This is a genomic window from Achromobacter pulmonis (assembly GCF_902859765.1).
Lineage (GTDB): Bacteria > Pseudomonadota > Gammaproteobacteria > Burkholderiales > Burkholderiaceae_B > Achromobacter > Achromobacter pulmonis.
The window spans coordinates 124917-150522 of sequence record NZ_CADIJV010000005.1 but is presented as its reverse complement, the minus strand read 5'-3'; the positions used below and the strand labels follow the sequence as shown (position 1 = coordinate 150522).

Annotated in this window: 26 protein-coding genes; 15 read left to right on the top strand and 11 right to left on the bottom strand. The window is 69.2% G+C overall.

Annotated elements, in window-relative coordinates:
* The first annotated feature begins 87 nt into the window (after positions 1 to 87).
* The 4 genes from HV701_RS06895 (at position 88) to HV701_RS06880 (ending at position 2522) form a co-directional block, all read left to right on the top strand.
* The gene (locus HV701_RS06895; RefSeq protein WP_236755773.1) at positions 88 to 1143 is read left to right on the top strand and encodes a sensor domain-containing diguanylate cyclase; all 1056 of its coding nucleotides are present in this window, start codon (positions 88 to 90) and stop codon (positions 1141 to 1143) included.
* A gap of 63 nt (positions 1144 to 1206) precedes the next feature.
* On the top strand, positions 1207 to 1521 hold the full coding sequence (locus tag HV701_RS06890; RefSeq protein ID WP_175132326.1) for an ArsR/SmtB family transcription factor: 315 nt from the start codon (positions 1207 to 1209) through the stop codon (positions 1519 to 1521).
* Positions 1518 to 1877 carry an SRPBCC family protein gene (locus HV701_RS06885; RefSeq protein ID WP_175132325.1) on the top strand — a complete coding sequence of 120 codons (360 nt, stop codon included), beginning with the start codon at positions 1518 to 1520 and terminating at the stop codon, positions 1875 to 1877. The genes HV701_RS06890 and HV701_RS06885 overlap by 4 nt, the downstream gene beginning before the upstream one ends.
* 39 nt (positions 1878 to 1916) lie before the next feature.
* Positions 1917 to 2522: an ATP-dependent Clp protease proteolytic subunit gene (locus tag HV701_RS06880; protein WP_175132324.1), complete on the top strand. Its 606-nt coding sequence runs from the start codon at positions 1917 to 1919 to the stop codon at positions 2520 to 2522.
* Between the two features lie 12 nt (positions 2523 to 2534).
* Here HV701_RS06880 and HV701_RS06875 read toward each other — a convergent pair whose 3' ends face one another.
* Positions 2535 to 3788, bottom strand: coding sequence for an MFS transporter (locus tag HV701_RS06875; RefSeq protein WP_175132323.1), 1254 nt, complete (start codon positions 3786 to 3788; stop codon positions 2535 to 2537).
* Positions 3789 to 3937: 149 nt separating this feature from the next.
* Positions 3938 to 4891 (bottom strand): helix-turn-helix transcriptional regulator, encoded by a 954-nt coding sequence (locus HV701_RS06870; RefSeq protein ID WP_175132322.1) that lies wholly within the window; start codon positions 4889 to 4891, stop codon positions 3938 to 3940.
* Positions 4892 to 4985: 94 nt separating this feature from the next.
* Here HV701_RS06870 and HV701_RS06865 point away from each other — a divergent pair, with 94 nt between their 5' ends.
* Positions 4986 to 6203 carry an MFS transporter gene (locus HV701_RS06865; RefSeq protein WP_254595130.1) on the top strand — a complete coding sequence of 406 codons (1218 nt, stop codon included), beginning with the start codon at positions 4986 to 4988 and terminating at the stop codon, positions 6201 to 6203.
* Positions 6204 to 6246: 43 nt separating this feature from the next.
* Here HV701_RS06865 and HV701_RS06860 read toward each other — a convergent pair whose 3' ends face one another.
* Positions 6247 to 7254 (bottom strand): Bug family tripartite tricarboxylate transporter substrate binding protein, encoded by a 1008-nt coding sequence (locus HV701_RS06860; RefSeq protein WP_175132321.1) that lies wholly within the window; start codon positions 7252 to 7254, stop codon positions 6247 to 6249.
* A gap of 136 nt (positions 7255 to 7390) precedes the next feature.
* Positions 7391 to 8326, bottom strand: a complete 936-nt coding sequence (locus HV701_RS06855; RefSeq protein ID WP_175132320.1) for a 4-hydroxy-tetrahydrodipicolinate synthase family protein — start codon at positions 8324 to 8326, stop codon at positions 7391 to 7393.
* A gap of 228 nt (positions 8327 to 8554) precedes the next feature.
* Here HV701_RS06855 and HV701_RS06850 point away from each other — a divergent pair, with 228 nt between their 5' ends.
* Positions 8555 to 10882, top strand: a complete 2328-nt coding sequence (locus tag HV701_RS06850; protein ID WP_175132319.1) for a molybdopterin-dependent oxidoreductase — start codon at positions 8555 to 8557, stop codon at positions 10880 to 10882.
* Positions 10883 to 10973: 91 nt separating this feature from the next.
* Here the strand turns inward: HV701_RS06850 and HV701_RS06845 are convergent, their stop codons facing one another.
* Positions 10974 to 11411 (bottom strand): acetyltransferase, encoded by a 438-nt coding sequence (locus tag HV701_RS06845; RefSeq protein WP_175132318.1) that lies wholly within the window; start codon positions 11409 to 11411, stop codon positions 10974 to 10976.
* Positions 11412 to 11444: 33 nt separating this feature from the next.
* Entirely contained in the window at positions 11445 to 12320 is an 876-nt protein-coding gene (locus HV701_RS06840; protein WP_175132317.1) for an NAD(P)-dependent oxidoreductase, read from the bottom strand.
* A 246-nt stretch (positions 12321 to 12566) separates the two neighbouring features.
* Here HV701_RS06840 and HV701_RS06835 point away from each other — a divergent pair, with 246 nt between their 5' ends.
* Positions 12567 to 13355, top strand: coding sequence for a hypothetical protein (locus HV701_RS06835; protein WP_175132316.1), 789 nt, complete (start codon positions 12567 to 12569; stop codon positions 13353 to 13355).
* Between the two features lie 50 nt (positions 13356 to 13405).
* On the opposite strand, the gene HV701_RS06830 is transcribed toward HV701_RS06835, so the two are convergent.
* A complete protein-coding gene (locus HV701_RS06830; protein ID WP_175132315.1) occupies positions 13406 to 14173 on the bottom strand; it encodes a class II aldolase/adducin family protein in 768 nt (255 codons plus the stop codon).
* 299 nt (positions 14174 to 14472) lie between these two features.
* Between HV701_RS06830 and HV701_RS06825 the strand changes: the two genes are divergently transcribed.
* Positions 14473 to 15342 (top strand): glycosyltransferase family protein, encoded by an 870-nt coding sequence (locus tag HV701_RS06825; RefSeq protein ID WP_175132314.1) that lies wholly within the window; start codon positions 14473 to 14475, stop codon positions 15340 to 15342.
* Between the two features lie 85 nt (positions 15343 to 15427).
* Positions 15428 to 16144 carry a hypothetical protein gene (locus HV701_RS06820; RefSeq protein WP_175132313.1) on the top strand — a complete coding sequence of 239 codons (717 nt, stop codon included), beginning with the start codon at positions 15428 to 15430 and terminating at the stop codon, positions 16142 to 16144.
* A gap of 20 nt (positions 16145 to 16164) precedes the next feature.
* Here HV701_RS06820 and HV701_RS06815 read toward each other — a convergent pair whose 3' ends face one another.
* The 4 genes from HV701_RS06815 to HV701_RS06800 all read right to left on the bottom strand — a co-directional run bounded on the left by HV701_RS06815 (position 16165) and on the right by HV701_RS06800 (position 18557).
* Positions 16165 to 16563 carry a PRC-barrel domain-containing protein gene (locus HV701_RS06815; protein ID WP_175132312.1) on the bottom strand — a complete coding sequence of 133 codons (399 nt, stop codon included), beginning with the start codon at positions 16561 to 16563 and terminating at the stop codon, positions 16165 to 16167.
* 169 nt (positions 16564 to 16732) lie between these two features.
* Positions 16733 to 17212: a VOC family protein gene (locus HV701_RS06810; protein WP_175132311.1), complete on the bottom strand. Its 480-nt coding sequence runs from the start codon at positions 17210 to 17212 to the stop codon at positions 16733 to 16735.
* A 127-nt stretch (positions 17213 to 17339) separates the two neighbouring features.
* Positions 17340 to 18230 (bottom strand): CDF family Co(II)/Ni(II) efflux transporter DmeF, encoded by an 891-nt coding sequence (gene dmeF, locus HV701_RS06805; RefSeq protein ID WP_175132310.1) that lies wholly within the window; start codon positions 18228 to 18230, stop codon positions 17340 to 17342.
* Between the two features lie 54 nt (positions 18231 to 18284).
* A complete protein-coding gene (locus HV701_RS06800) occupies positions 18285 to 18557 on the bottom strand; it encodes a metal/formaldehyde-sensitive transcriptional repressor (protein ID WP_175132309.1) in 273 nt (90 codons plus the stop codon).
* Positions 18558 to 19107: 550 nt separating this feature from the next.
* On the opposite strand from HV701_RS06800, the gene HV701_RS06795 reads away from it, so the two are divergent.
* The 6 genes from HV701_RS06795 to arsB all read left to right on the top strand — a co-directional run bounded on the left by HV701_RS06795 (position 19108) and on the right by arsB (position 25594).
* Positions 19108 to 20064, top strand: coding sequence for an MFS transporter (locus HV701_RS06795; RefSeq protein ID WP_254595129.1), 957 nt, complete (start codon positions 19108 to 19110; stop codon positions 20062 to 20064).
* 17 nt (positions 20065 to 20081) lie between these two features.
* A complete protein-coding gene (locus HV701_RS06790) occupies positions 20082 to 21797 on the top strand; it encodes an ABC transporter ATP-binding protein (RefSeq protein WP_272909445.1) in 1716 nt (571 codons plus the stop codon).
* On the top strand, positions 21794 to 23536 hold the full coding sequence (locus tag HV701_RS06785) for an ABC transporter ATP-binding protein (protein WP_175132307.1): 1743 nt from the start codon (positions 21794 to 21796) through the stop codon (positions 23534 to 23536). Before HV701_RS06790 ends, HV701_RS06785 begins: the two co-directional genes overlap by 4 nt.
* Positions 23537 to 23669: 133 nt before the next feature.
* The gene (locus HV701_RS06780; protein ID WP_175132306.1) at positions 23670 to 23996 is read left to right on the top strand and encodes an ArsR/SmtB family transcription factor; all 327 of its coding nucleotides are present in this window, start codon (positions 23670 to 23672) and stop codon (positions 23994 to 23996) included.
* 14 nt (positions 23997 to 24010) lie between these two features.
* The gene (locus tag HV701_RS06775) at positions 24011 to 24511 is read left to right on the top strand and encodes an arsenate reductase ArsC (RefSeq protein WP_175132305.1); all 501 of its coding nucleotides are present in this window, start codon (positions 24011 to 24013) and stop codon (positions 24509 to 24511) included.
* Positions 24512 to 24514: 3 nt separating this feature from the next.
* Positions 24515 to 25594: an ACR3 family arsenite efflux transporter gene (gene arsB, locus HV701_RS06770; RefSeq protein WP_175132304.1), complete on the top strand. Its 1080-nt coding sequence runs from the start codon at positions 24515 to 24517 to the stop codon at positions 25592 to 25594.
* Positions 25595 to 25606: the final 12 nt, after the last annotated feature.

Sequence of the window (25606 nt, the reverse complement as noted above, 5' to 3'; positions counted from 1 at the left end):
GTCCCCCCTCGGGGCCCGGGATGCCAGGACATCCCGGAAAGGCCCGCAACCGGCATCGCCATGCCAACGCCTGCCTGGGAGCTTTCGTTGGACCCCATACTCGCCGAACTGTCGACATCGCTGCAGGCCGCCCGATCGGTCGAGCAACTCACGCGCCCGCTCCTGGACATGCTCGGCGCCGTGACCGGCCTGGAGTCCACTTATCTGACGTCGATCGATCCGCACGGTCAGCTGCAGCACGTGCGCTATGCGCGCAATACCGGCGCGCTGCAGATTCCGGAGGGCCTGTCGGTGCCGTGGCCGGACACGCTGTGCAAGCGCGCGCTGGACGAGGGCCGCATGACGACCAGCGACGTCAGCGCTTGCTGGCCCGATGCCGACGCCGCCCGCCAGCTGGGTATCCGGACCTACGTCAGCGCCCCGATCCGCACCGACGATGGCCAATTGCTGGGCACCCTGTGCGGCGCCAGCGCCAGCCGGCAGCCGGTCGCGCCGCAGACCGAGTCGATCCTGCGACTATTCTGTAACGTGATCGCCAGCTTCCTCGAACGCGAGCTGTTGGTGGCGCAGTTGCGCGACGCCAACGCCAAGCTGCTGGCCTTCGCCCTGACCGACCCGCTGACCGGCCTGCCCAACCGCCGCGCCCTGTACGAAGAACTGGAGCGCTTGCGCGGCCGCGCCCTGCGCGACGGCGGCAGCGTGCTGGTGGGCGTGGTCGACCTGGACGGCTTCAAGGGCATCAACGATACCCATGGCCATCAGCAGGGCGACGTGTTCCTGCAGGAAGTCGGGCGGCGCCTGGCGATGGCCGTGCGCGCCTCCGACATGGTGGGCCGGCTGGGCGGCGATGAATTCGTGCTGATCGGGCCGGGCCCGGCGCTGGCGCGCGGCGACGCGGCACCGGGGCACGAGGCCGAGCGCGGCGATGCCGAGGAAGCCGCCCGCTCGCTGGAAGACCGTGTCGCCGCGGCCACCGCCGGCCGCTACCCGCTCGGCGACGGCCTCCTGCCCTACGAAGGCGCCAGCGTTGGTGTGGTGGCGCTGGATCCGCGCGGCCTGTCGGCGCAAGAAGCGGTACGGCAGGCCGACGCCCGCATGTACGAGGTCAAGCATGCGCGCAAGGCGGCCCGCACCATTCATTGAGGCGCGGCCCCTTCCGCCGGGACAAGGCTTGCACAACACATAAGTCCTTGCTAATGTGTCGTCATGATCGAAAACGACCTCTTCAAGGCGCTGGCCGACCCGACGCGCCGCGCCATCTTCGACAAGCTGGCGCTGGGCGCCATGAACGCCAGCGCCTTGCGGGCAGGCCTGGACATCAGCCAACCCGCGGTCTCGCAGCACCTGGCGGTGCTGCGCCAGGCACGCCTGGTGCGCGAGGAACGCCAGGGACGCTACGTCAATTACGAAGTCGATCCGGATGGCCTGGCGCTGCTCGCCGGCTGGCTCTCCAAGTACCGCGCCTACTGGCCGGCGCGCGTTGACGCCCTGAAGACGCTGCTCAAGGACATGGACCAATGACCCCCACGGACAACACCCCGCAGGACCCGGCCCTGGTGCTCGATTACGAACTGGACGCGCCGCCCGAGAAAGTCTGGCGCGCGCTCAGCATCCCCGCCCTGCGCGACCAGTGGCTGCCGGACAGCGCGCTGGCCGACCCCGAGCCACTGGCCGCCACGCCTGGCGTCGAGGTGTGCTATCGCATGCGCGAAACGCTGCCGCCCTGCCTGGCCAGCGTCGTCACCTTCCAGCTCAGCCCCACCGCCGACGGCGGCACGCGGCTCACCATCACCCATACGCCCGGCGATGCGCGCCTGACGCAGCCGCTGCCGCAGGCCGCCAATGATGCCTGGGCCGGCTTCAAGCTCGCCGCCTGACGCCGCCCCTTCCTTTTCACGCAAGACAGGAGTTCGCTCATGAGCGAAACGATGCAGCTCGTCCCGATGGTGGTGGAACAATCCGGCCGCGGGGAACGTTCGTTCGATATCTATTCGCGCCTGCTGCGCGAACGCATCATCTTCCTGAGCGGCGAGGTCAACGACGCGGTATCGGCGCTGGTATGCGCGCAACTGCTGTTCCTGGAAGCCGAGAACCCGGGCAAGCCGATCCACCTGTACATCAACTCGCCCGGCGGTGTCATCACCAGCGGACTGGCCATGTACGACACCATGCAATTCATCAAGTCGCCGGTGCACACGCTGTGCATGGGCACGGCGCGCTCGATGGGCTCGTTCCTGCTGATGGCCGGCGAACCCGGCCAGCGCGCCGCGCTGGCCAATGCCAGCCTGCATGTGCACCAGCCGCTGGGCGGATTCCAGGGGCAGGCCTCGGACATGCTGATCCACGCCGAGGAAATGCAGCGCACCAAGCAGCGCATCATCCGCCTGTATGCGGCGCATTGCGGCCGCAGCTACGAGGACGTTGAGCGCAGCCTCGATCGCGACCGCTACATGACGGCCGAGGAGGCGGTGGCGTGGGGCCTGATCGACCACGTCATGGACGCGCGCTCGGCCGGTTTCTGAGGCGGCGGCGCGTCACGCGCCGGCCACGAGCCGCTGGTGGCGCGCGCGCAGCACGCCATTGGCCAACGCCCCCAGCGCCAGCAAGACCGCGGTGCCCAGGAACACGGCCGGCATGCCGAAATGGCCGCCGACGAATCCCCCCAGCAGCGGCCCCGCCACCTGGCCCACGTACTGCGCGGAAATCGACATGCCCAGCACGTTGCCGCCGACGCCGTCCGGCACGTTGTGGCGGATCACGCTGGTCACGCACGGCAGCAGTCCGCCCAACGCCAGGCCCATCAGGAAACGCAACGCCACCAGTTGCCAGCCGGCGCTGACGAAGGCTTGCGGAACCAGCAGCAGCGCGGCCACCGCCAGCGCGCCGATGATCACGGTCCAATGGCCGACACGGTCGGCCAGGCGGCCCAGGCGCGACGCCGACAGGATCGCGCCCAGCGCCGCCGCCGACATCACCACGCCGGACACCAGCGTGACGCGGGCCGGATCCTCCACCAATTGCCCCACGTACACGGTGATGATGGGCTCGATCGACATGGTGGCGAACATCAGCAGCATGCCGGTCGCCAGCATCGCGGCCACCGGCCGCTTGTCGGGAATCTGCGCCCAGCCGCCCTGCCGCTTGCCTTCCTGGCGCGCGGGCCGCGCCGCGCGCGGCATTTCCTTGATCAGGAACACGGTGGCCAGGAACGCCAGGAAAATCACGCCGCCCGCCAGCAGGAAGGTCGCGCGGATGCCGATCAGCGGCGGCAGCGCGCCGCCGATCAGCGGCCCCACCAGATTGCCCGCCATGATGCCGGTCGACAGCACGCCCAGCGCCCAACCCGAGCGCGCCTTGGGCGCCTGCATCGCCACCAGGATGGTCGAGCCCGATGCATAACCGCCGGCCAGCCCGACCAGCAGCCGCAGCAGCACCAGTTGCCACACGCTCTGCACCATGCCGGTCAGCGACATGCAGATCGCCATGCCGAACGAGGCGCGCACCAGCATCAGCTTGCGCCCATAGCGGTCGCCCAGCCGGCCCCACAACGGCGCGACCAGCGCCGCGGCGAAGAAGGTGGCGCCGTAGGCCACGCCCGACCATTGCACGATGGCCGCATGGCCCTGCACGCCCAACTCTTCCACATACAGCGGCAGAAACGGCAGCAGCAGCGTCATCGCCACGATGGTGCTGAACGAGCCGGCGAAACAGACCGCCAGATTGCGGCGCCAGTGGATGTTATGGGCCGGAGCGGCCGCGTCGGCGTCGGTGGAAATGGGTGCGGTCATGGAACAAGGGCCTTGTGGCGATCGGGCGGGAATATGCGGAACCGGAATTGTTGCCAGCCAGGTCCCGCGCAGCAAGGCCAGCCGCGATACCGGTATTGCGGCTACCCCCCACAGACTGGCCGCGCCGTGGCGTGGCGGCCCTGGCCGCGCTATTGCGCCGCGCCGCGCAGCCACGCCTTGGGCGTGGCGCCGCGATGCGCCTTGAAGGCCTTGATGAAATGGCTGAGGCTGGAAAAGCCGATGCGGTAGGCGGTTTCGGTGACCGAGCAGCCGCGCCGCAACAGGCCGGCGGCGGCGTCCATCCTGGCTTGCAGCAGGCAGCCATGCACCGACTGGCCGTACAGCGACATGAAGCCGGCTTGCAGGCGCTTTTCGCTCAGGCCCACCGCCCGCGCCAGTTGGCGCACGCTGCCGCAATCGGCGTAGTCGCGCTGGATGCGGCGGTGCGCCTCCGCCAGCCGCTCGCGGTCCGCCGGCGGCGGCAGGTCGGCCGCGCCGCGTCCGGCCAGGTGCGCCAGGGTCAAGGCCAGGGCTTCCTGGGCCTTGCCTTGCAGATAAAGGTCGGCGATCTCGCCGCGGTCCTGGTTCCAGGCCAGGATCTCGCTGGCCACGCGGGCCAGGCCCGGCCACAGCGGCAACATCGCCAGCTGCGCATCGCGCGCCGGCACGCTGCCGTCGGCGGCGAAAGCGGAGGCCGGCACCTGCCGCAAGGTGCGCCGCCACAGGGCGCGCACGGCCTCGTTGAAAAAGCGGATGTCGACCGCGCGGATGGTGTGCCGCCCTTTGAATTCGTCCCAGCCCGGCACCGGCTCGGCCGTGCCGTGCAGGATCACGCTGCCAGGCCGAATGCGCAGGGCCGCGCCGCCCTCGAAACCCACGCCGAACTGCCCCTCGAGCACGATCGCGATACCGACGCTGGATTCGGCCGCGCCGCTGGCAGCCCAGTCGGACTCGGGCCGGCCATCGAGGCAGCCGATCGAGATCCCGCCCGGCAACTCGTGCTGGGTGCGGATCCTGAGCCAATCGGGCGGCAGCAGGCGCAGCAGGTCCTGCGCGGTCAGGGGCGCGCCGCGGTCAGGGGCAAGACGAGGCTGAGAGGCCATTTTGTTCCAATTCCGCAATTTCCGGCGCGGATTCGCTAGCGCAACCGCCGCTCGGCCGGGATGATAACAATTTTCATCCTCATCTTTCCTTTTCATGTCCCATTTGCCAGCCCCCGCCCATCGGCCGAACGAGGCCACCGCCTTGTTCGTCTTCAATACGCTGTGCCTGACTGCAATCATGGCCTTCATGCCGGTGATCGGCCCGGTGGTGCGCGGCCTGCGGCTGGCCGAATGGCATGGCGGCCTGGTGGTCACCGTGGCCGGCTTGCTGTGGATGCTGATGGCGCGCTACTGGGGCGGCCGCAGCGACCGCATCGGCCGCCGCGCGGTGCTGCTGCGCGCCGCCGCCGGCTACATCGTCAGCTACCTGCTGCTGGCTGTGGGCCTGGATCTGATGTTGCGCGAACCGCCGCCGGTGTGGCTGGCGCTGGCCGCGCTGATGGCGCTGCGCGCGCTGCTCGGCGCCTTCTACGCCGCCATGCCCACCGTCAGCGCCGCGCGCATCGCCGACATCACCGCGCCGGAACAGCGCGGCGCCATGATGGCCAGGCTGGGCGCGGCCAACGGCCTGGGCATGGTGCTGGGCCCCGCCATCGGCGGCCTGCTGGTCGCGGACAGCCTGACCCTGCCGCTCTATATCGCCGCGGCGCTGCCGCTGCTGGGCACGCTGTGGCTGGCCGCGAAGCTGCCGTCCGACGCCTCGCACGAACCGCGCGCCACGCCGCCGCTGAAGCTGAGCGACCGGCGCCTGCGGCTGCCGCTGGCCGCGATGCTGCTGGCCATGAGCGCCGTCATTACCGCGCAGATGATCGTCGGCTTCTACGCCATGGACGCGCTGGGCCTGGCGCCCGGCCCGGCGGCGCGCACGGCGGGGTTCGCCATGACCACCGTCGGCGTCATGCTGATCCTGGTGCAGGTGGGGCTGTCCAAGGCGCGCCGCATGAACGCGGGGCGTTGCCTGGCGGGCGGCGCCTTGCTGTCGGCGATCGGCTTCGCGCTGGTGCCGGTCCTGGGCGGCACCGCGGGCCTGGTGGCTTGCTATGCCGTCATGGCCGCCGGCATGGGGCTGGTGTTCCCGTCGATCCAGACCATGGCGGCCAATGCCGTCACGGCCGACGAGCAAGGCATTGCCGCCGGCTCGGTGATCGCGGTACAGGGCATGGCGATGGTGGTGGCGCCGCTGGTGTGCACGCTGCTGTATGGCGTGCGCCCGTGGCTGCCGTACACGATCGCCGCGGGCCTGTTGCTGCTGCTGGCCCTGGCCGCGACCTTCACGCCGCGCCGGACCACGGAGGCGATGGCCGCGCCGTGAAACGCAGGCCGCCGCCGGGAAGCGCGCCGCGGCCCGGCCTGTGCTATTGGGCGATGTGGATCTTGGCCTGGTCGATGATGATCTGATAGCGTTTCATCTCCGCGTCGATGAACCTGGCGAAGGCCGCCGAATCCTTCACCGACGGCTCGAAGCCCAGCCCGTTCAACTGCTCGACGAGCTTCGGGCTGGCCATCACCTTGGCGGAAGCCGCCTCCAGCCTGCGCAGCACCGGCGCCGGCAGCTTGGCCGGGCCCCACACCCCGTACCAGGAATAGAACGCGAAATTCTTCTGCCCCTGCTCCTTCATGGTGGCCAGGTCGGGCAGCAGGGGACTGCGTTCGGCGCCGGTCAGCGCCAGCGCCTTGAGCTTGCCGGCGCGCACCATCGGCAGCGACGACAACATCGGGTCGAACAGGCCTTGCACTTGTCCGCCGATCAAGTCGGACAGCGCCGGACCGCCACCGCGATACAGCACAATGGGGATCTGCTCCAGGCCGTTGTCGTGCAGGAACGACGCGGCGGCCAGATGGCCCGCCGAGCCGAAGCCGGTGGTGGCGAACGAGTATTTCTGTGGCTCTGCCTTGAGCAGTTTGACAAGTTCCTGCACGTTGTTGGCCGCCACCTTGGGGTTGACGCTGAAGATCAGCGCGCCCTGCGCCAGTTCGCTGATGGGCGTGAAATCCTTGACCGAATCGAACTTGATGGTCTTCTTGTACAGCAGCGGATTGATCGCGTGGATCGACGCGTTCAGGTACAGCGTGTAGCCGTCCGGGGCGGCACGCGCGACATACGCCGCGCCGATCATGCCCGAGGCCCCCGCGCGGTTTTCCACCACCACGGACTGCCCCAGTTCCTTGGCCAGTTGTTCGGCATACAGGCGCGCCAAGCCGTCGACGGAGCCGCCGGGCGGATGCGGCACCACCAGGGTGATGGGGCGCTGCGGATAGGTGTCTTCGGCCAGTGCATGGGCGCCGCATGCGAGGCCCACCGCCAACAGGGCGGCATTGAGCAGACGCTTGAGCGGCGCGGGGCGGGACAGGGATCGGAACATGATGGGTCTCTCTTGGCGATGGCGCGGCCGTTCCGGACGCGCAGGAGCCGACCACGCCATCGGCCGCGTTGCGCGCGGCCGCCATGTCGTGGATCGTCAAATGAACCCGGCGGCTCGCGCCGCCGGCACAGGGGAATCAGGCCGCCTTGAGCTGCGCCGAGCTGAAGCCGTACTTGGTGTCCAGGCCCAGTTCGCGCACGATGCGCAGGCCCTTGGCCAGGGCATCGCCCTCCAGGCCGCGCAGCGGACGCCGCAGGTCACCGACCGGCAGGCCCACCGCCTTCATCAGCGATTTGATCGCCACCGGATTGATGGCGGAGTACGAGTAGTGCAGCATCGGCAGCAGGCCCAAATAGCCCTCGCGGAAGCTGACCGAAACGTCCGGCGTGTCCCAGGGGCGCGAAATGCCGGCCATCTCGGCCGGCGCGATGTTGCCGGTCATGTTGGCAGTGCCGTGGCCGCCCAGGCTCATGGTGGGCACCACCAGGCCCAGGTTGGGCGAATCGCAGCACATCACCGACACGTCGGGACGGCCGCGCAGCACCTGCGCCACCTGGCCGACGCGGGTGGTCGATTCCTTGTGCACGACGTAGTTGGGGTGCTTGAAGATGCGCAGCAACTGGTCCCAGTGCAGGTCGCTCTTGACCCGCGGCGGGTTGTTGTAGATACCCAGCGGCAGATCGGTGGCATCGGCCACCTCGAGGAAATAGGCTTCGGTGTCGGCCTCGGAGGCGCAAATGTAGGCGGGCGCGGCCAGGATGGCGCCATCGGCGCCGTTGGCGCGCGCGAACTTCAGGTAATCGATGGTGGCGTCGGTGTTGTTGCCGGTGCAGCCGTAGAACAGCTTCATCTTGCCGGTCTTCATCTTGGCCGTCTCGACGATCACCTGGCGCCGTTCTTCGGGCGACAGCATCGAAACTTCACCGGTGGAGCCCATGATCAGCACGGCGGCGGTGCCGTTGTCTTCCTGGAACTTCAACAGGCTGCGGAAGGCGCTGAAATCGACGCTGCCATCACGATTGAACGGCGTGACGATGGCGACGAAAGACCCCTGGATTTTCATTTTGCTCATGACCTACTCCACTTGCGTATGGACTGCCCGATCAAAGCCAGGGTGGCGCGCGGTCGGCGCCTGCACCTGACCATTCCCCTTGTTGCTTACGCAGTATAGGAAGAGCGGCCCCGAAAATTATTCTATTTTCCACACTTCCAGGGCGCCCGAAAGACAAAGAATTTCTAAAGCAATGCGGTTAAGTTATGAGGATTTCCATAACAATACGCTTTTCACGGCGCCGCCCGCATGACCGAAGCGATCTCCCGTTATCCGTCCCTGTCCCACTGGGGCGCGTACACCGCGCTGGTGCGCGATGGCCGTGTCGTGGGTTGCGAGCCGTTCGCCCACGACCAGGCCCCGTCCCCGCTTATCCACACGATGCCCGACATGGTGCATTCGCCGCTGCGCATCGACCGTCCGGCCGTGCGCGCCAGCTGGCTCAGGCACCGCGGCGCACCCGAACTGCGCGGGGTCGACGGCTACGTCGAAGTCGATTGGGACACGGCGCTGGCGCTGGTGCACGACGAACTGCAACGGGTGCGCGCGCAGCATGGCCCCACCGCCATCTTCGGCGGATCGTACGGCTGGTCCTCGGCCGGCCGCCTGCACCATGCGCGTACGCTCACGCACCGTTTCCTCTATGCCGGCGGCGGCTGCGTCGATCAATCCGGCAACTACAGCTGGGGCGCGGCGCAATTCCTGCTGCCGCACATCATCGGCACCTATGCGCCCGTGACCGGCCGCATCACCGACTGGCGCAGCGTGGTCGGCCATACGCGGCTGCTGATTGCCTTTGGCGGCATTGCCCTGCGCAACACCCAGATCGCCTCGGGCGGCGCCGGCGATCACAGCGCGCCTGGCTGGCTCGCGCAGGCGCGGCAGGCTGGCATGCGCACAGTGGTGGTCAGCCCCACGCGCGCCGACGCGCCGGCGGCGCTGGCGGCCGAGTGGATTCCGATCCGGCCCAACACCGACGCCGCGCTGATGCTGGGCATGGCGCATACCTTGCTGGCCGAGGCGCGCCACGATCGGGACTTTCTGGCGCGCTGCTGCAACGGCTTCGAGCAATACGCCGACTACCTGCTGGGCCGCGCCGACGGCCAGCCCAAGGATGCGCGCTGGGCCGAGAGCATCTGCGGCGTGCCGGCGGAAACCATCCGCGCGCTGGCGCGGGACGCGGCCGCCGCCCGCACGCTGTTGTCTTGCTCATGGTCGCTGCAACGCGGCCATCGTGGCGAACAGCCGTACTGGGGCAGTGTCGCGCTGGCGGCGATGCTGGGCCAGATCGGCCTGCCCGGCGGCGGCTTCGCCTTCGGCCATGGCTCGATGAACGGCGCCGGCAATCCGCGCCCCGATCTGCCGGCGCCGGAGATGCGCGCCGGCCGCAATCCGGCAGGCGCTTCGATCCCGGTGGCGCGCCTGGCCGACATGCTGTTGCAGCCGGGCGAATCGTATGAATTCAACGGCAGGACCGGCACCTACCCGGACATCCGCCTGGTCTATTGGGCCGGCGGCAACCCCTTCCACCATCACCAGGACCTGAACCGCCTGGCGCGGGCCTGGGCGCGGCCCGAGACCATCATCGTGCACGAACCGTGGTGGACGCCGACCGCGCGTCGCGCCGACATCGTGCTGCCGGCCACCACCACGCTGGAACGCAACGACATCGGCGGCTCCTCGCGCGACCGCTACATCCTGGCGATGCGGCAGGCGGTGGCGCCCGTGGGCCACAGCCGCAACGATTTCGACATCTACCGCGAACTGGCCGCGCGCGGCGGTTTCGAGCAGGCCTTCACCGAAGGCCGCGACGAAATGGCCTGGATCCGCCGCATCTACGAACAGATGCGGCCGGCCTGGGAGGCCGCGCACCTGACGCTGCCGGCCTTCGACGAATTCTGGGAGCGCGGCCATGTCGCGCTGCCGCCGCCAGCCCGCGACTTCGTGCTGTTCGAGCAGTTCCGCGAGGATCCCGCCGCGCATCCGCTCAAGACCCGTTCCGGCCGCCTCGAACTGCACAGCGCGGCCATCGCCGAATTCGGCTACGACGACTGTCCGCCACATCCGGCCTGGCTGCCACCGGTGGAATGGCTGGGCGCTGAAAGCGCGGCGCGCTGGCCGCTGCACCTGGTGACCTGCCAGCCGGCCGACCGGCTGCACTCGCAGCTCGACCCGGCGCCGGCCACCCGCGCCAACAAGGTCGCCGGCCGCGAGGCGGTGCTGCTACACCCCGACGACGCCGCCGAACGCGGCATCGCGCAAGGCGATGTGGTGCGGATCTTCAATGAGCGCGGCGCCTGCCTCGGCGGCGCGCAACTCAGCGCCGACCTGCTGCGTGGCGTGGTGGTGATGCCCACCGGCGCCTGGTTCGATCCGCGGGACGACGCGCTGGAACGCCACGGCAACCCCAACGTGCTGACGGTGGACGTGGGCACGTCACGGCTGGCGCAAGGCCCGAGCGCGCTGTCGGCGCTGGTGCAGGTGGAACGCTGGCGCGGCGATGCGCCGGCGGTGCGGGCCTTCGATCTCCCGGACCTGCGATCCGACACCGCTGCGCCGATCGCTAACGATCGGTAGCGTCGCGCGCACCCCCCACGCGGTTTGCAGGAAAGCGCCTGGGCGCGCCACCCGCCGATGCCGTGACGCGGGCCCCGGCAACGGCGTCGCGTCACCCGCGATGACGCAAATGGATCAGCGGATAGGCCCGCCCCTGGCCGTCACGATCGGAACGCCCGGTGCGCTCGAATCCCATGCGTTCATAGAAGCCCACGGCCTGCGCGTTCTGCTCATTGACATCGGTAGTCAGGTCCGGATGGCGCCGCAGCGCCTCCTCGACCAGCGCGCGCCCGACGCCGGCGCCGCGCGCGTCCGGGTCGACGAACAGCGCTTCTATGTGGCTGCCGTCCAGCAACATGAAGGCCTGCGGCCGGCCACTCGCGTCCAGCGCCAGGTCGAGCGCGGCAGCGGGCAGGAAGCCGACCACCTCGGCCTCGATGGCCTGGCGATCCTGCGGGGTCAGGAAGTCATGGGTGGCGTCGACCGAGCGGCGCCAGATGTCGACGACGCGCTCGCCGTCCGCGGGGGTGGAAGTCCTGAAAGTGATCATGAGACCGCAAAAAAAGGAAGTACGCAGCGGGGTTCAGCCCGCTTCGGTGCGCCGTTCGATGGCGCGGATGACGGCCACCATGTCGGCCGTGCCCAGGCCCTGGGCCTCGGTCTCGCCGTAGAGGGCATGGCTGGCATCCAGCAAGGGCGAAGCGATGCCGGCGCCGCGCGCGGCCTCGGCCACCAGCCGGCTGTTCTTGAGCACGTCGGTGATCGCGGCCTGCACCGAGAAGTCCTGCGCCACCAGCTTGCCCAGCTTGACGCGCGACACGTCGCTGGCCATGGGCCCGGCATTCAGCACCTCGGCGAACAGCGCCAGGTCGATGCCCTGGCGTTCGGCGAAATGCACCGACTCGGCCAGCCCCGTGACCATGGTGATCAGGAACAGGTTGACCGACAGCTTCATGGCCAGCGCGGACGGCACCGCGCCACAGATGAAACTGTCGCGGCACAGGGGCCGCACCAGTTGGCGCACCGCCGCCACGTCATCATCATGGCCGGCCAGCATCACCACCAGTTGGCCCGCCTCGGCCGGCTTGCGCGAGCCCGACACCGGCGCCTCGACATAGCGGCCGCCGGCCGCCTCGATGTCCGCCCCCAGCCGGCGCGAATAGTCGGCCGAGGTGGTGCCCATGTTGACGATCACGTGACCGCGCACGCGCGCGCCGAAATCATCCGTGCCGCGCGCCAGCACTGCGTCAATGGCTTGGTCGTGGGCCAGCATCAGGATCACGGTGCGGCATTGGGCGTAGACCTGGCCGACATCGTCGGCGATGCGCGCGCCGGCGGCGCGCAACGCGTCAAAGCCGCCGGAGGAACGGCTCCAGGCCACCAGCGGCGTGCCGGCGCGGGCCAGGTTGAGCGCCATGGGCGTGCCCATGACGCCCAGGCCGATGAATCCGATATCCATGTGTGTCTCCCACGCAGGTGGATCAGGAGCCATTCAGCGGCGCCTTGATTTCTGCCCCGATGATAAGACATGGCCGGGCGCTCCGCCTCGCTGCCGGACCGCGGGGGCGTCGAAATCATCAGTGCCAGCCCCAGCGCCGTAGGTTCCTGCAGCGCTTTACACAATTGGTGACGTGTTAGCGGGGAATTCAGGCCACAATGCGCCGGCATCTTCCGCCCCGTCTTTGTCGCCTCACCAGGAACCCCGATGAATAAAGCCCTTGCCCTGTTGCTCTGCGCCGCCCTGCCCACGCTGGCCACCGCCGCCCAGCCCGATGTCGAGGCGCTGACGCTCGATCCGCGGAACAAGCTGTACTGCAACGAACAGGCCGACTGGTGCGTCGGCATCAAGGTCGATGGCGGCTTCGAGGAAAACGGCCCGTTCGCCAGCAGCCGCACGCTGCGCGCCGAATACCGGCTCTGGGACCTGCCGGAGATCCCGGACTTCTCGCACTTCACGGTCTGGCCGCACCTGATCCGCCTGAGTGAGGAACGCGCCCTGGTAGGTGTGATCGGCCCCAGCGAACCCGACTACAAGGAAGAAATCCAGTTCCCGGGCGGCAGCTTCTCGCGCCGCGATCTATACCTGTTCGCGGTCGACCTGGGTGACAGGTCGTCGAACCTGGCGCAGATGCTGCCGTACGCGACCCAGGCGTCGGTCCGCGCCTGCGTCAACGAGGCCGACGAGCGCCGGCGCGCAGACGACTGCATGGAGCAGTACCGCTACGACGCCACGGTCAAGGCCCTGGCCAGCGACCAACCGTATCCGGATCTGCAGGTCACCACGCGGGCCACGCGCGCGCCGGCCCGCGCCAGCCGCGACGCCGATCCGGCCAAGCAGCCGGCGCCGACGGCGGCCCAGCGGCAACCGCAGGCCGACAAGCAATGCAGCTACACCGTGACCTACAAGTGGCAGGCCGACGATTCGGTCTACAAGCCGGCCACGCCGCTGCCCGACTGCGCCGAGTTCCTTCAAGCCCGGCCCGCGAAGGGCTGAGCCAGCCCGCGGGCGCCAGGCCGCCGCTCCGGCGGCTTGCGCCGCGCGCATCAGTCCGCGTAGCCCGGATTGCGCCGGTCCAGGCGGCGCAGCAGGCCCGGCCAGGCCAGCGCGGCCTTGTGGGCGCGGTCGGCTGGCGACTCCACTGCGGCGCGCGCCAGCACTTCGGGCGGGATGAAGCTCAGCTCCCCGCCGCCCGCCTGGGCCCGCACCTGCACCATGCAGGCCGCTTCCAGCCGGTGCATGGCCTGGAACGCCTCGGCCATGCTCTGCCCCACCGTCAACAGGCCGTGGTTGCGCAGGATCAGGTACTGGCTGTTGCCCAGGTCGCGCACCAGCCGCGGCTGTTCCTCGGGATTGAGCGCCAGGCCCTCGTAGTCGTGATAAGCCAGCGAACGCAGCACGATGAAGGCGAACTGCGACAACGGCAGCAGCCCATCCTTCTGCGCCGACACCGCCACGCCATTGATGGAATGCGTGTGCAGCACACACATGGCGTCCTTGCGAGCCGCGTGGATACAGCTGTGGATGGTGAAGCCGGCCGGATTGATGTCGTATTCCGAATCCATCACCTTGCGTCCGTCCAGATCGATCTTGACCAGGCTGGACGCGGTGATCTCGTCGAACATCATGCCGTAGGGGTTGATGAGGAAATGCTCGGTGCCCGGCACCTTGGCGGTGATGTGGGTGAAGATCAGGTCGTCCCAACCGAACAACGCCACCAGCCGGTACAGCGCCGCCAGATCCTTGCGCACCTGCCATTCCGTGGCGCTGACCTGCTCGCGCACGCCGGTTCCCATGTTCCCTGCCGTATCCATATCGTCTCCCTTGTCGTGTCTGGGCCCCGGGCACGCGCGCCACGGGGTCCAGGCACTTTATTCGGTTTGCGCCCGGGCGCCAGCGCGACACGGGCAAGCGTCCGCTGCGTGCAACGCGGCGCGCGGGCACGCAGCTTGCTGCGCTGCCATGAGAGCGGCACAGTGGCGTCGCGGCGGGAATTCAACCACGCGGCGTCCGTCGGCATCGCCTGGACGGTAAAGTCCGATTACAATTCAGCAATAATTCAGGTGCGGCGCCCCATGCCAGGCGCCCCCTACTGCCGAGGATGACGAGACCCATGCGCGACGCCATCAGGATTTTTGTCGGTTGCGACCCGAACGACTGCGACCTGGAACAGATGATGGTGCTGGACTACAGCGCCCGCAAGCACGCCTCGCGGCCAGTCGAGATCACCTGGATGCGCTTGTCGCGCGACCCCGCCAGCCCCTGGTATTGCGATCCGGATAGCGGACGCGGCTGGCGCACTGAAAAATGGTCGACGCCATTCTCCGCCTTCCGCTGGGCGGTGCCGGCCGCCGCCGGCTTCCAGGGCCGCGCCCTGTACATGGACGCCGACATGCTGGTGCTGTGCGATCTGGCCGACATCTGGGATCTGCCGTTCGAGGGCGAGGCCATCGTCGCCGGCCGCCGCGACGGCGATGGCTGGCGGTCATGCGTGGCGCTGTGGGACTGCGCCCGCGCCCGCGCCCACCTGCCCACGCTCGATGCCCTGCGCGCCAAGCGTCACGCCAATCGCGAGATGAAGCACTATTTCGCCGAACGCCCGCAGTTGGTACAGCACCTCGATGCCCGCTACAACAGCATCGACGGCGCGGGACTGGCGCGCGACGAGATCGGCATCCTGCACTATTCCGACATGGGCACGCAGTTCTCGCACCGCTACGCCATGCCGCGCCTGCAAGCCGAAGGCCGGCGCCACTGGTTCGATGGCGAACTGGTGGCGCACGCGCGCGCCGACCTGGCCGAGTTGTTCGACCGCTATTACGAGGAGGCGCTGGCCGCCGGCCACCGGCTCGACGACTATCGCGCCGCCGCGCCGTTCGGCGACGTGGTCAAGGCCTCGCAGAAGGACTACACCGGCAACCGGCCGCGCCCGCCGCGCCGCTCCTGGATTCAGCGGCTCTGGGCCAGCGCGCTCGGCGGCTGAATCGCGAATCGCGCCGGGACGCGGCTGCCTGGACGCCAGTGCGCAGTGTCGACTCACGGAGCCGGCTTTGCGCTCTAATGACGGTATGTCCCGCGCCCCGCTCGTCTCGTATTTCCGCAGCGGCGAAGCCCTGCGCAGCCGCGCCATCGGCATCGCCGCCCCCTGCGCCACGCTGGCCCTGCCCGCGCCGCCCGCGCGCCTGCAGGCCGACTGGACGCGCGAAATCGAGACCCGCTTGCAGTTGGAAGCGGGCGATGTCGAGCAGATGCCGCTGGCGCGCACCATCGCGCGCTGGCCCGGCTATGGCGCCTGCCTGCAGGCCATGCGCGACTGGGCCGCGACGCTTGGCCTGGGCGATGCGCTGGAGGACGGCGATATCGCTCTGATGGCCTGCCGCGGCGCCCGTTACCACCACGACGGCGATCAGTATGGCGGCGCGGCCTTCTGCAACCTGTTCCTGAGCGACGACAAGGGCCTGGACCTGGTGTTCGCCCAGACCGGCCAGCGCATCGCCCTGACGCGCGGCACCGCGGTGTTGTTCGACACCTGCCAGCCGCATGGCGTGGTGCCGCGCGGCGCCAGCGTGTTCGACGCCGCCGGCTTCACACACGGCCGCGATCTGTCGCAGGTATTCCTGACCTGGGAACTGCCGATCGAAGATGCCCGCGTGGCGGCCGCGCTGGGCATCGACTTCGACGTCGATCCGGCCGGCGCCGCGCGGCTGGACGCGGAGCAGGTGCGCCGCGGCGCCGCCCGCCAGCAAGTGCGGCCGGACCACGGCCACTGGGCCGACGCGGACTGAAGCCCGGCGCCCGCCCGTTCCTACCAGTAGATATCCTGGTTGTAGTACTTGTGCAGCTCACGCGCCCAGGTCTCGTCGGCCATGCTCGGCCAGTTGTCCTTGTCGAACCCCGGCGCGCTCTTGAGCGTTTCCTTGTCGACGTCGAGCACGAAGCACTTGCGGTCGGTATCCAGCGTCAGCGCCGCCCAGGGAACGGCGAACAGCTTCTCGCCCATTCCCAGCACACCGCCGCGTGCCAGCACGGCATAGGCCACGCGGCCGCGCGGCACGTCGATCATGATGGCCTTGATGTCGCCCAGGCTCTCGCCGGCGCCGTTGTAGACGTCGTTGCCTTCCAGCGTGTTGGCGGCCATGACCTCCGGGCCGGGGCCCTGCGCCTTGGCCTTCGGACCACCGACGATATTCGATTGCTGTTCCATCGCGTTTCTCCCGCGGGATCGTCCCGCTGCCTGTCGTTGAAGAAAAGTCCGGACCGTCCTTTGCGCGAGTCCGGACCCACGGGCTGCAGCAACTGGCGTGCCCGAGGCGGCAACAACAAGGCGGGCGCCTTGCGGCGCCCGGGAAACGGAGACAAGCGGCCCGCCGCGTTCAGCCGCGCAGCGCCGCCTCGATGCCGGCCACGTCGATCTTGCCCATCTGCATCATGGCCTCGAAGGCGCGCTTGGCGGCGGCGCGGTCTGGCGACACCAGCGCCTCGGTCAGCACGCGCGGCGTGATCTGCCACGACAAGCCCCATTTGTCCTGGCACCAGCCGCAGACGTTTTCCGAGCCGCCATTGGCGACGATCGCGTTCCAAAGACGGTCGGTCTCGGCCTGGTCGTCGGTGGCGATCTGGAACGAGAACGCCTGGTTGTGCTGGATGCCAGGGCCGCCATTCAGGCCCAGACAGGGAATGCCGGCCACGGTGAATTCCACCGTCAGCACGTCGCCCTGCGTGCCCGACGGATAGTCGGCAGGCGCGTGCATCACGCGGCCCACGGCGCTGTCCGGAAAAGTCTGCGCATAAAAACGCGCCGCTTCCAGGGCGTCGCGGTCGTACCAGAGGCAAATGGTGTTCTTGCTGATCATCTTCGGTCTCCTGCGATGAGGTACACGAAACACGCGCGCGCCCGGCCCCGAAGGCCCGGCATCCCGCGCGCGCGATGCCGCCGGTCGAGCATAACGCCACCCGCCTGCCGAGTCCGTTACGAGGCGTTCACGGCGCGGCCTGGGTTTCCACCGTCAAATGCGACAGGCCGGCGATATGCGCCAGCTTGGCCTTGTAGAACGCGCTGTCGCGCGGATGGCGCGTCACCAGCGACACGATCGCCGCATAGTGGCCAGGCCCGATCTGCCACACATGCAGGTCGGCGATCTCGCCGTCGCCGACGTCCAGCGCCCGTTCGATGTCGCGGCGCATCCGGCCGCTCTGCGGCGCGGCGTCCAACAGCACGGTGCCCGCGTCACGGATCAGGCCCCAGGACCAGCGGGCGATGACCAGCGCGCCGACCACGCCCATCGCCGGATCGGCCCATAGCCAGCCATAACTGCGGCCCAGCAGCAGCGCCGCGATGGCCAGCACCGAGGTCATGGCGTCGGCCAGCACGTGGATGTAGGCCGAGCGCAGGTTGTTGTCGTGACCCTGTCCATGCGAATGCCCGTGGTCGTCCTTCAGCAACCAAGCCGATGCCAGGTTCACCAGCAGCCCCACCACGGCGATGGCGATGGCCTGGTCAAAGCGGATGGGCACGGGATCGACCAGGCGCGTCACGCTTTCCCAGCCGATGATCAGCGCGATCAGGGCCAGCACGATGGCACTGGCGAATCCCGCCAGTTCGCCCAGCTTGCCGGTGCCGAACGTGAAGCGCGGATTGCGCGCGTGGCGGCGCGCGTAACCATAGGCCAGGGCAGTGATCAGCATCGCGCCGGCATGCGTCGACATGTGCCAGCCATCGGCCACCAGCGCCATCGATCCGTAGAGATGGCCTGCGACGATCTCGACGGCCATCATGCCCGCCGTCAGGGCGATGACCCACCACACCCGGCGCTCGTTGCGCCGATGATCCTGGCCGAGAAAGACGTGTTCATGGGTCGTGGGGGTATTCATGGACTTGCTCCTGCGCGCGGGACGTTGCGCCGGCGGCCCGATGCCGGCCGACCGCTATTTCATGTAGGCCCGGATGACATCCATCATTTCCTGCGCCGCTTGCGCGCGCCCGGCCTCGCTGGGCGCATGCACGACGTGTTCGTCCAGGTGCCCCTGCATGACCTCCGCGGTCAGGCCACTGAGCGCGCCCCGCGCCGACGCCAGCTGGCGCAACACCTCGCCGCAAGCGGCCTCGGCCTCGAGCGCGCGTTCGATCCCATCGAGCTGGCCGCGGATGCGGCGCACGCGGGCGATGAGTTTTTCTTTCTGGCGGATGGTATGAGCCATGGTCGGCGCGCGGAAATATAGTATAGGGGACTATATTATAAAGGCCATCCCGGCGGTGCAGTACCCCTACCTCCCTCCCCGAAAAGCGGACCGAGGGCGGCGCTCATGCAAGACGTTTCATGCAAGGTTCATCCGATTCAGGCTGACATGACCGGAATCGGGTAGAAATAATAATTCAAATCATTATCATCAACAGATAGCCGGCATGCGGTCCCGGCTTGCCGCGCGCGCCTTGCGCAAGCCCTCCCCCGCGCCGCACACCCGAAATCCGCCGGTTCGGAATCCGCCTGTCCATTTGTCCGGAGAAATCTCGCCGTGCCATCCCGCCGCGCCTGGGCCTTGCTTGCCAGCCTCTACAGCACCCAGTTCCTGGGGCTGATGTTCTTCGTCATCGCCATGGTGGCCATCCTGCGCGAGGGCGGGGCCAGCCTGCATACCATTGGCCTGGTCTACCTGATGGGCATGGCCTGGCCGCTCAAGGCGCTGTACGCCCCCCTGGATCGACCGCCATGCCACCGGCCTGCGCGGCCATTACCGCGGCTGGCTGCTGGTGACCCAGGGCGGGCTGGCGCTGTGCCTGGCCCTGATCGGCATGCTCGACCTGCGCGCCGACTTCACCGCGATCTACCTGCTGTGCTGGGCCACCGCGCTGCTCTCGGGCGCGCAAGACGTCGCGCTGGATGGCCTGGCCTGCCGGCTGCTGGACAGCCCGGCCGACCGCGGCCTGGGCAATGGCCTGCAGATCGCCGGCGGCCTGATCGGCAACCTGGTCGGCGGCGGCATGATGCTGATGCTGTATCCGCGGCTCGGCTGGGGCGGCTGCTGCCTGCTGCTGGCCGCGCTCACGGCGATGTCGTGGGTTCAACTGCTGGGCTACCGCGAACCGCAATGGCCCCGCAGCGCCGGACCCGCCGGCCATGCGCGCCTGCTGGCCTTCTGGCGCGGGCCGCAGCGCAAGCGCTGGCTGCTGTTGCTGGTGCTCTATCCGGCTTCCGCGTCGCTGGGCTACGCGGTCATCATGCCCGCGCTGATCGACACCGGCTGGTCGCTCGCCGACATCGGCCTGGTGCTCAACGTGGTGGGCGCCAGCGCCGGCCTGCTCGTGGCGCTGGCCTACGGCCGCCTGCTGAAACGCTGGTCGCGGCGCGGCGCCACGCTTTCGGCGGCCCTGCTGCAGGTGGTGGGCATCGCCGGCCTGGCGCTGCCGGCCATGGCCTGGGGCTCGCACGCCAGCGCGGGCGTGGCCGTGGTGCTGTACTACATGCTGTACACCCCGGCCGCCACGGTGCTGTGCACGCTGATCATGGATCAGTCCTCGCCGCAGAGCCCCGCCACCGACTACACGCTGCAGATGAGCGTGAGCCATTTCTTCTCGATGCTGCTGACGTCGGCCGGCACCATGCTGGCGGGCCGCATCGGCTACGGCGGCGTGGTCGGCGCGGCGGTTGCGCTGGCCGTGCTGGCGCTGCTCGCCGCCGCGCGCTGGATCCCCAGGGAGGCGGTATGAACAAGCCTTGGGAAATCATGCGGCCGGTACGCGGCCAGATCCGCCTGGCCATGGGACTGGCCGTGGCCGGCGTGCTGTGCAGCCTGGGCAGCCTGGGCTGCCTGGCGCTGGCCATGCGCGACCTGCTGCGGTCCCCGGCCACCTATCCCTGGCCCGCGTTCGCGGGCGCGCTGCTCTGCGCCCTGCTGGCGTGCTTCCTGCGGCTGCAGGCCTTCAACCAGTCGCACTACGCCGCCTTCCGTCTCGAAGTGATCCTGCGCAACGACCTGGTCCGGCACCTGGCGCGGCTGTCCTTCGGTGAATTGCAGGCGCTGGGCAGCGGGCCGCTGGCCAAGGTGGTGCAGAACGACGTGCAGGCGCTGCATGTGTTCGTGGCCGACAGCACGCCGCTGTTCGCCCGCGCCTACGCCATGCCGGTGTTCAGCGCAGTGCTGCTGTTCGCGCTGGACTGGCGCATGGCGCTGGCCGCCGTGGGCGTGCTGGCAGTGGGCGCCGGCGGGCTGTCGCTGGCGATGCGCGGCCGCGAAGTCATGACGCGGCGCTACCACCAGGCGCGCGAACAGGTCAGCGCCGCGGTGATCGAGTACGTGCAGGCGATGCCGGTGGTGCGCACGTTCGATACCGGCCAGACCACCTTCGGCCGCTACCATCGCGCCCTGGAGCGCTACCTGGCCATGCTGACCGACTGGTATCGCGGCGCCAGCTTCAGCTCGCGCTTCGCGATCGCCGTGCTGGGGCCGCTGCCGACACTGGCGGCACTGCTGTGGCTGGGCGCCTGGTGGACGGCGCAGGGCCAGCTCGATTTCCCCATCTGGCTGGCGCTGCTGCTGTTCGGCATGGGCATGGCCGAAGCCATGTTCCCGATGATGTCGCTGGCCCACATGATCGACCAGGCCAAGCTGAGCGTGGCGCGCATCCAGCAGGTGCTGGCGATCACACCGCTGCCGCCGGCGCGCGCGCCGCAGCGGCGGCCGGCCGACGCCAGCGTGTGCTTCGAGGACGTGCGCTTCGGCTATGGCGGCAATACCGCGTTGGATGGCCTGAGCTTCACCGCGCGCGCCGGCCAGGTGACGGCGCTGGTCGGCCGCTCCGGCGCCGGCAAGAGCACCGTGGCGCGGCTGATCGCGCGCTTCTGGGACATCGACGCAGGACGCCTGCTGATCGGCGGCGTCGACGTGCGCGACCTGGAACGCGAAACGCTGTTCGAGCAGGTGGCCTTCGTGTTCCAGGACAGCTTCCTGTTCTCCGGCAGCGTGGCCGAGAACATCGCCATGGGGCGCCCAGACGCCCACCCCGACGAGATCGAGGCCGCCGCCCGGGCCGCGCAGGCGCATGACTTCATCCTGGCGTTGCCCGACGGCTACGCCACCGTGCTGCGCGAAGGCGGCAAGGACCTGTCCGGCGGCCAGCGCCAGCGGCTGACGATCGCGCGCGCCGTGCTGATGAATCGCCCGATCCTGGTGCTGGACGAGGCCACCGCCGCCACCGATCCCGAGAACGAGCGCGCGGTCGGCGCGGCGCTGGCTGCGCTGATGCGCGGCAAGACCGTCATCATGGTGGCCCACCGCCTGGCCAGCATTCGCCACGCCGACCAGATCCTGGTGCTGGACCGGGGCCGGCTGGCCGAATCCGGCACGCACGACGCCCTGGTCGCGGCCGGCGGCCTCTATGCCCAACTGTGGCACAACCATCAACGCGCCCGTCGCTGGACTTTGGGGGAGCACCCATCATGAACACATCTCCCGCTCCCTGGCGCGACACCTATCGCCGCCTCCTGCGCAGCGCCGGCAGCCAGGCGGACCGCCTGCGCGCCAGCCTGTGCCTGCTGCTGCTGGCCGCGGCGTGCCAGGGCCTGTCGCTGGCCTGCATCGTACCCCTGTTCACGCAGGTGGCCGATGGCGGCCCCTGGTCCGCATCGTTGTCCTGGCTGGCGGCCTTCACCCTGCTGGCGGCAGCCGCCATCACCTTGCGCTGGCGCGCACAGGGCTTCGACTATCGCGGCCACATGGCGCGCGCCACGCACGAGCTGCGCGTGCTGCTGGGCGAACAACTGCGGCGCATGCCGCTGGAGGCCCTGCAGACCCATCGCACCGGCGGCATCGCCGCCAAGCTGCTGGGCGGCGTCGACGAGCAGATGAACTATGCGCTGACGGTGATCAACCTGATCCTGGCCGCCATCGTCACGCCGGCCACCGCAGCCGTGGCGCTGCTGGCCTGGGACTGGCGGCTGGGCGTGGCGCTGATGCTGGTGTTCCCGCTGATCGTGCCGCTCTACCGCTGGCGCCGGCCGGCGCTGGACCGCGGCCACGCGGCCGCCGGCCACGCCAACGAAGCCTTGAACGCCGAACTGCTGGAATACATGCAGGGGCTGCCCGTGTGCCTGGCGACGGGCCGGGCCGGCACTGCCAACGAACGCCTGCGCGCCGGCTTCGAGCAGATGGAGCAATTGCAGCGCGAGCACCATTCGCGCGGCGCCAAACCGTCGCTGATGGTGGCCGCCATCGTCGAATCCGGCATGCTGGCGATCCTGGGTTGCGGCATGCTCTGGGTCACGCAGGGCAGTCTGGCGCCCGCGGCGCTGGGCGCGGTGCTGGTGCTGGTGACGCGCTTTGCCGAGCCGCTGGCGACCTTCGTGAACTTCACCACGGTCCTGGCGCTGATCGAAGCCGCCCTGGCCCGCATCGAGGACGTGCGCGCGGTGGCGCCGCTACCGCAATGGCCCGCGCAGGCAGGCGTGGACGGGCCGGCCGGCATCCGCATCGAACACCTCGAATTCCGCTACGCCGGCGGCAGCGCGCCGGCCTTGCGCGATATCGACCTGGACCTGCCGGCGCGCGGCCTGACCGCGCTGGTGGGGCCGTCCGGCTCCGGCAAGACTACGCTGACGCGCCTGCTGATGCGGCACGCCGATCCGCAGCGCGGCGCCATCCGGATCGGCGGCGTGGACATCCGCAGCCTGCCGCCCGCCGGCCTGAACGACCTGATCTCGACCGTGTTCCAGGACGTGCATCTGTTCGATGACACCGTGCTCGGCAACATCGGCATGGCGCGGCCCGAGGCCAGCGAGGCCGAGGTGCGGGCGGCGGCGCGCGCGGCCCATTGCCTGGACTTCATCGAGCGCCTGCCGCAAGGCTGGCAGACGCGCCTGGGCGAGGCCGGCGGCAAGCTGTCGGGCGGAGAGCGGCAGCGCCTGTCGATCGCGCGCGCCATCCTGAAGAACGCGCCCATCGTGATCCTGGACGAGCCCACCGCCGCGCTCGACACCGAGAGCGAACTGGCGGTGCAGGCGGCCATCGATACCCTGGTCGCGGACCGCAGCGTCATCGTCATCGCCCATCGGCTGTCGACCATCGTCGCGGCCGACCGCATCCTGGTGTTCGAGGACGGCCGCATCACCCAGCAGGGCACGCACGCCGAATTGCTGGCGCGGCCGGGACGCTATCGGCAGATGTGGCAAGCGCAGCAGGGGTAACGCCGCCCCGCGCCGGCATCGATACGTCCTGCGCCGGCTCCTGGCGCGGGGCGGGCCCTCCAGCCAATGCCTGGGGCAGGCAGACCCCGGCATGACTTTCGCAATGATTCAATAATCGTTGTATTATTGAAAAATGAATGAAGATCATGCCGTCGCGGCGCTTGGCGCCCTCGCCCACCCCCAACGCTTGCGCACCTTCCGCGCGCTGGTCGTGGCCGGCCTGCCCGGCCTCACTCCCAGCGTGCTGGCCGAACAGCTCGGCGTGGCCCGCAACGCGCTGTCCTTCCACTTGAAGGCGTTGGCGCATGCCGGGTTGGTCACGGTCGAACAACAGGGCCGCAATCTGATCTACCGCGCGGACTATTCACGCATGAACGGACTGCTCGGCTATCTCACCGAACACTGCTGCCAGGGCGAACCCTGCGACGTCAACGTCCCCGGCGCCTGCGCCACCTGCTGAACTGGAGATCCCCCATGCCATCCCGTCCCTTCAACGTGCTGTTCCTTTGCACGGGCAATTCGGCCCGCTCGATCCTGGCCGAAGGCCTGCTCAACGGCCTGGCCGGCGGCCGCTTCCATGCGTACTCCGCCGGCAGCATGCCCAAGGGCGAGGTCCATCCGCTCGCGCTGGCAACGCTCGGCTCGTATTCGCTGCCGGTCGAGGGTTACCGCAGCAAGCGCTGGGATGAATTCGCCGCGCCCGGCGCGCCGGAGATGGACTTCATCATCACGGTCTGCGACAACGCCGCCGGCGAGGTCTGTCCCGTCTGGCCCGGCCATCCACTGACGGCGCACTGGGGCGTGCCGGACCCCGCAAGCCATGGCGGCGACGAGGCGCAACGGGCCAAGGCGTTCCACGACGCGGCGCGCATGCTCAAGCGCCGCATCGAACTGTTCCTGTCGTTGCCGCACGACAAGCTGGACGCCTTGTCGCTGCAGGCCGAACTGCGCGGCATCGGCCACTCACAGGAGTAACCCATGAGGTCGCAAACACAGCCGGCGTCCGCATCGCGGCGCGCGCCAGGGTTGAACCTGTTCGAGCGCTATCTCTCGCTGTGGGTCCTGCTCTGCATCGTGCTCGGCATCGCGCTCGGCCAAAGCCTGCCCGCGCTGTTCCAGGCCATTGGCCGGCTCGAGGTCGCGCGGGTCAACCTGCCGGTGGGGCTGCTGATCTGGGTCATGATCATCCCCATGCTGCTCAAGGTGGACTTCGCCGCCATGGGCGAGGTGGGACGGCACTGGCGCGGCATCGGCGTGACGCTGTTCATCAACTGGGCCGTCAAGCCGTTCTCCATGGCCCTGCTGGGCTGGCTGTTCATCCGCCACGTCTTCGCCGCCTGGCTGCCCGCCGATCAGCTCGACAGCTACATCGCCGGCCTGATCCTGCTGGCCGCCGCGCCCTGCACCGCCATGGTATTCGTGTGGAGCCGGCTGACCGGCGGCGACCCGGTGTTCACGCTGTCGCAGGTGGCGCTCAACGACACCATCATGGTGTTCGCCTTTGCCCCGCTGGTAGGGCTGCTGCTGGGCCTGTCGGCCATCACGGTGCCGTGGGACACGCTGCTGGTGTCGGTCGGCCTGTACATCGTGATCCCGGTGCTCCTGGCGCAACTGTGGCGGCGCGCGCTGCTGCGGCGCGGGCCGTCGGCGTTCGACGCGGCGCTGACGCGCATCGGGCCGTTCTCGATGGCGGCGCTGCTGCTGACGCTGGTGTTGCTGTTCGCCTTCCAGGGCGAGGCCATCCTGCGCCAGCCGCTGGTGATCGCCATGCTGGCGGTGCCGATCCTGATCCAGGTGCTGTTCAACTCCGGACTGGCGTACTGGCTCAACCGCCGCGTGGGCGAGCGCCACAGCATCGCCTGCCCGTCGGCATTGATCGGCGCGTCCAACTTCTTCGAGCTCGCGGTGGCGGCCGCCATCAGCCTGTTCGGCTTCCAGTCGGGCGCGGCGCTGGCGACCGTGGTGGGCGTGCTGATCGAGGTGCCGGTGATGCTGCTGGTGGTGCGCATCGTCAACCGCAGCAAGGGCTGGTACGACGCCGGCCTCGCGCGCCGTTGACCCCGCCCCTGG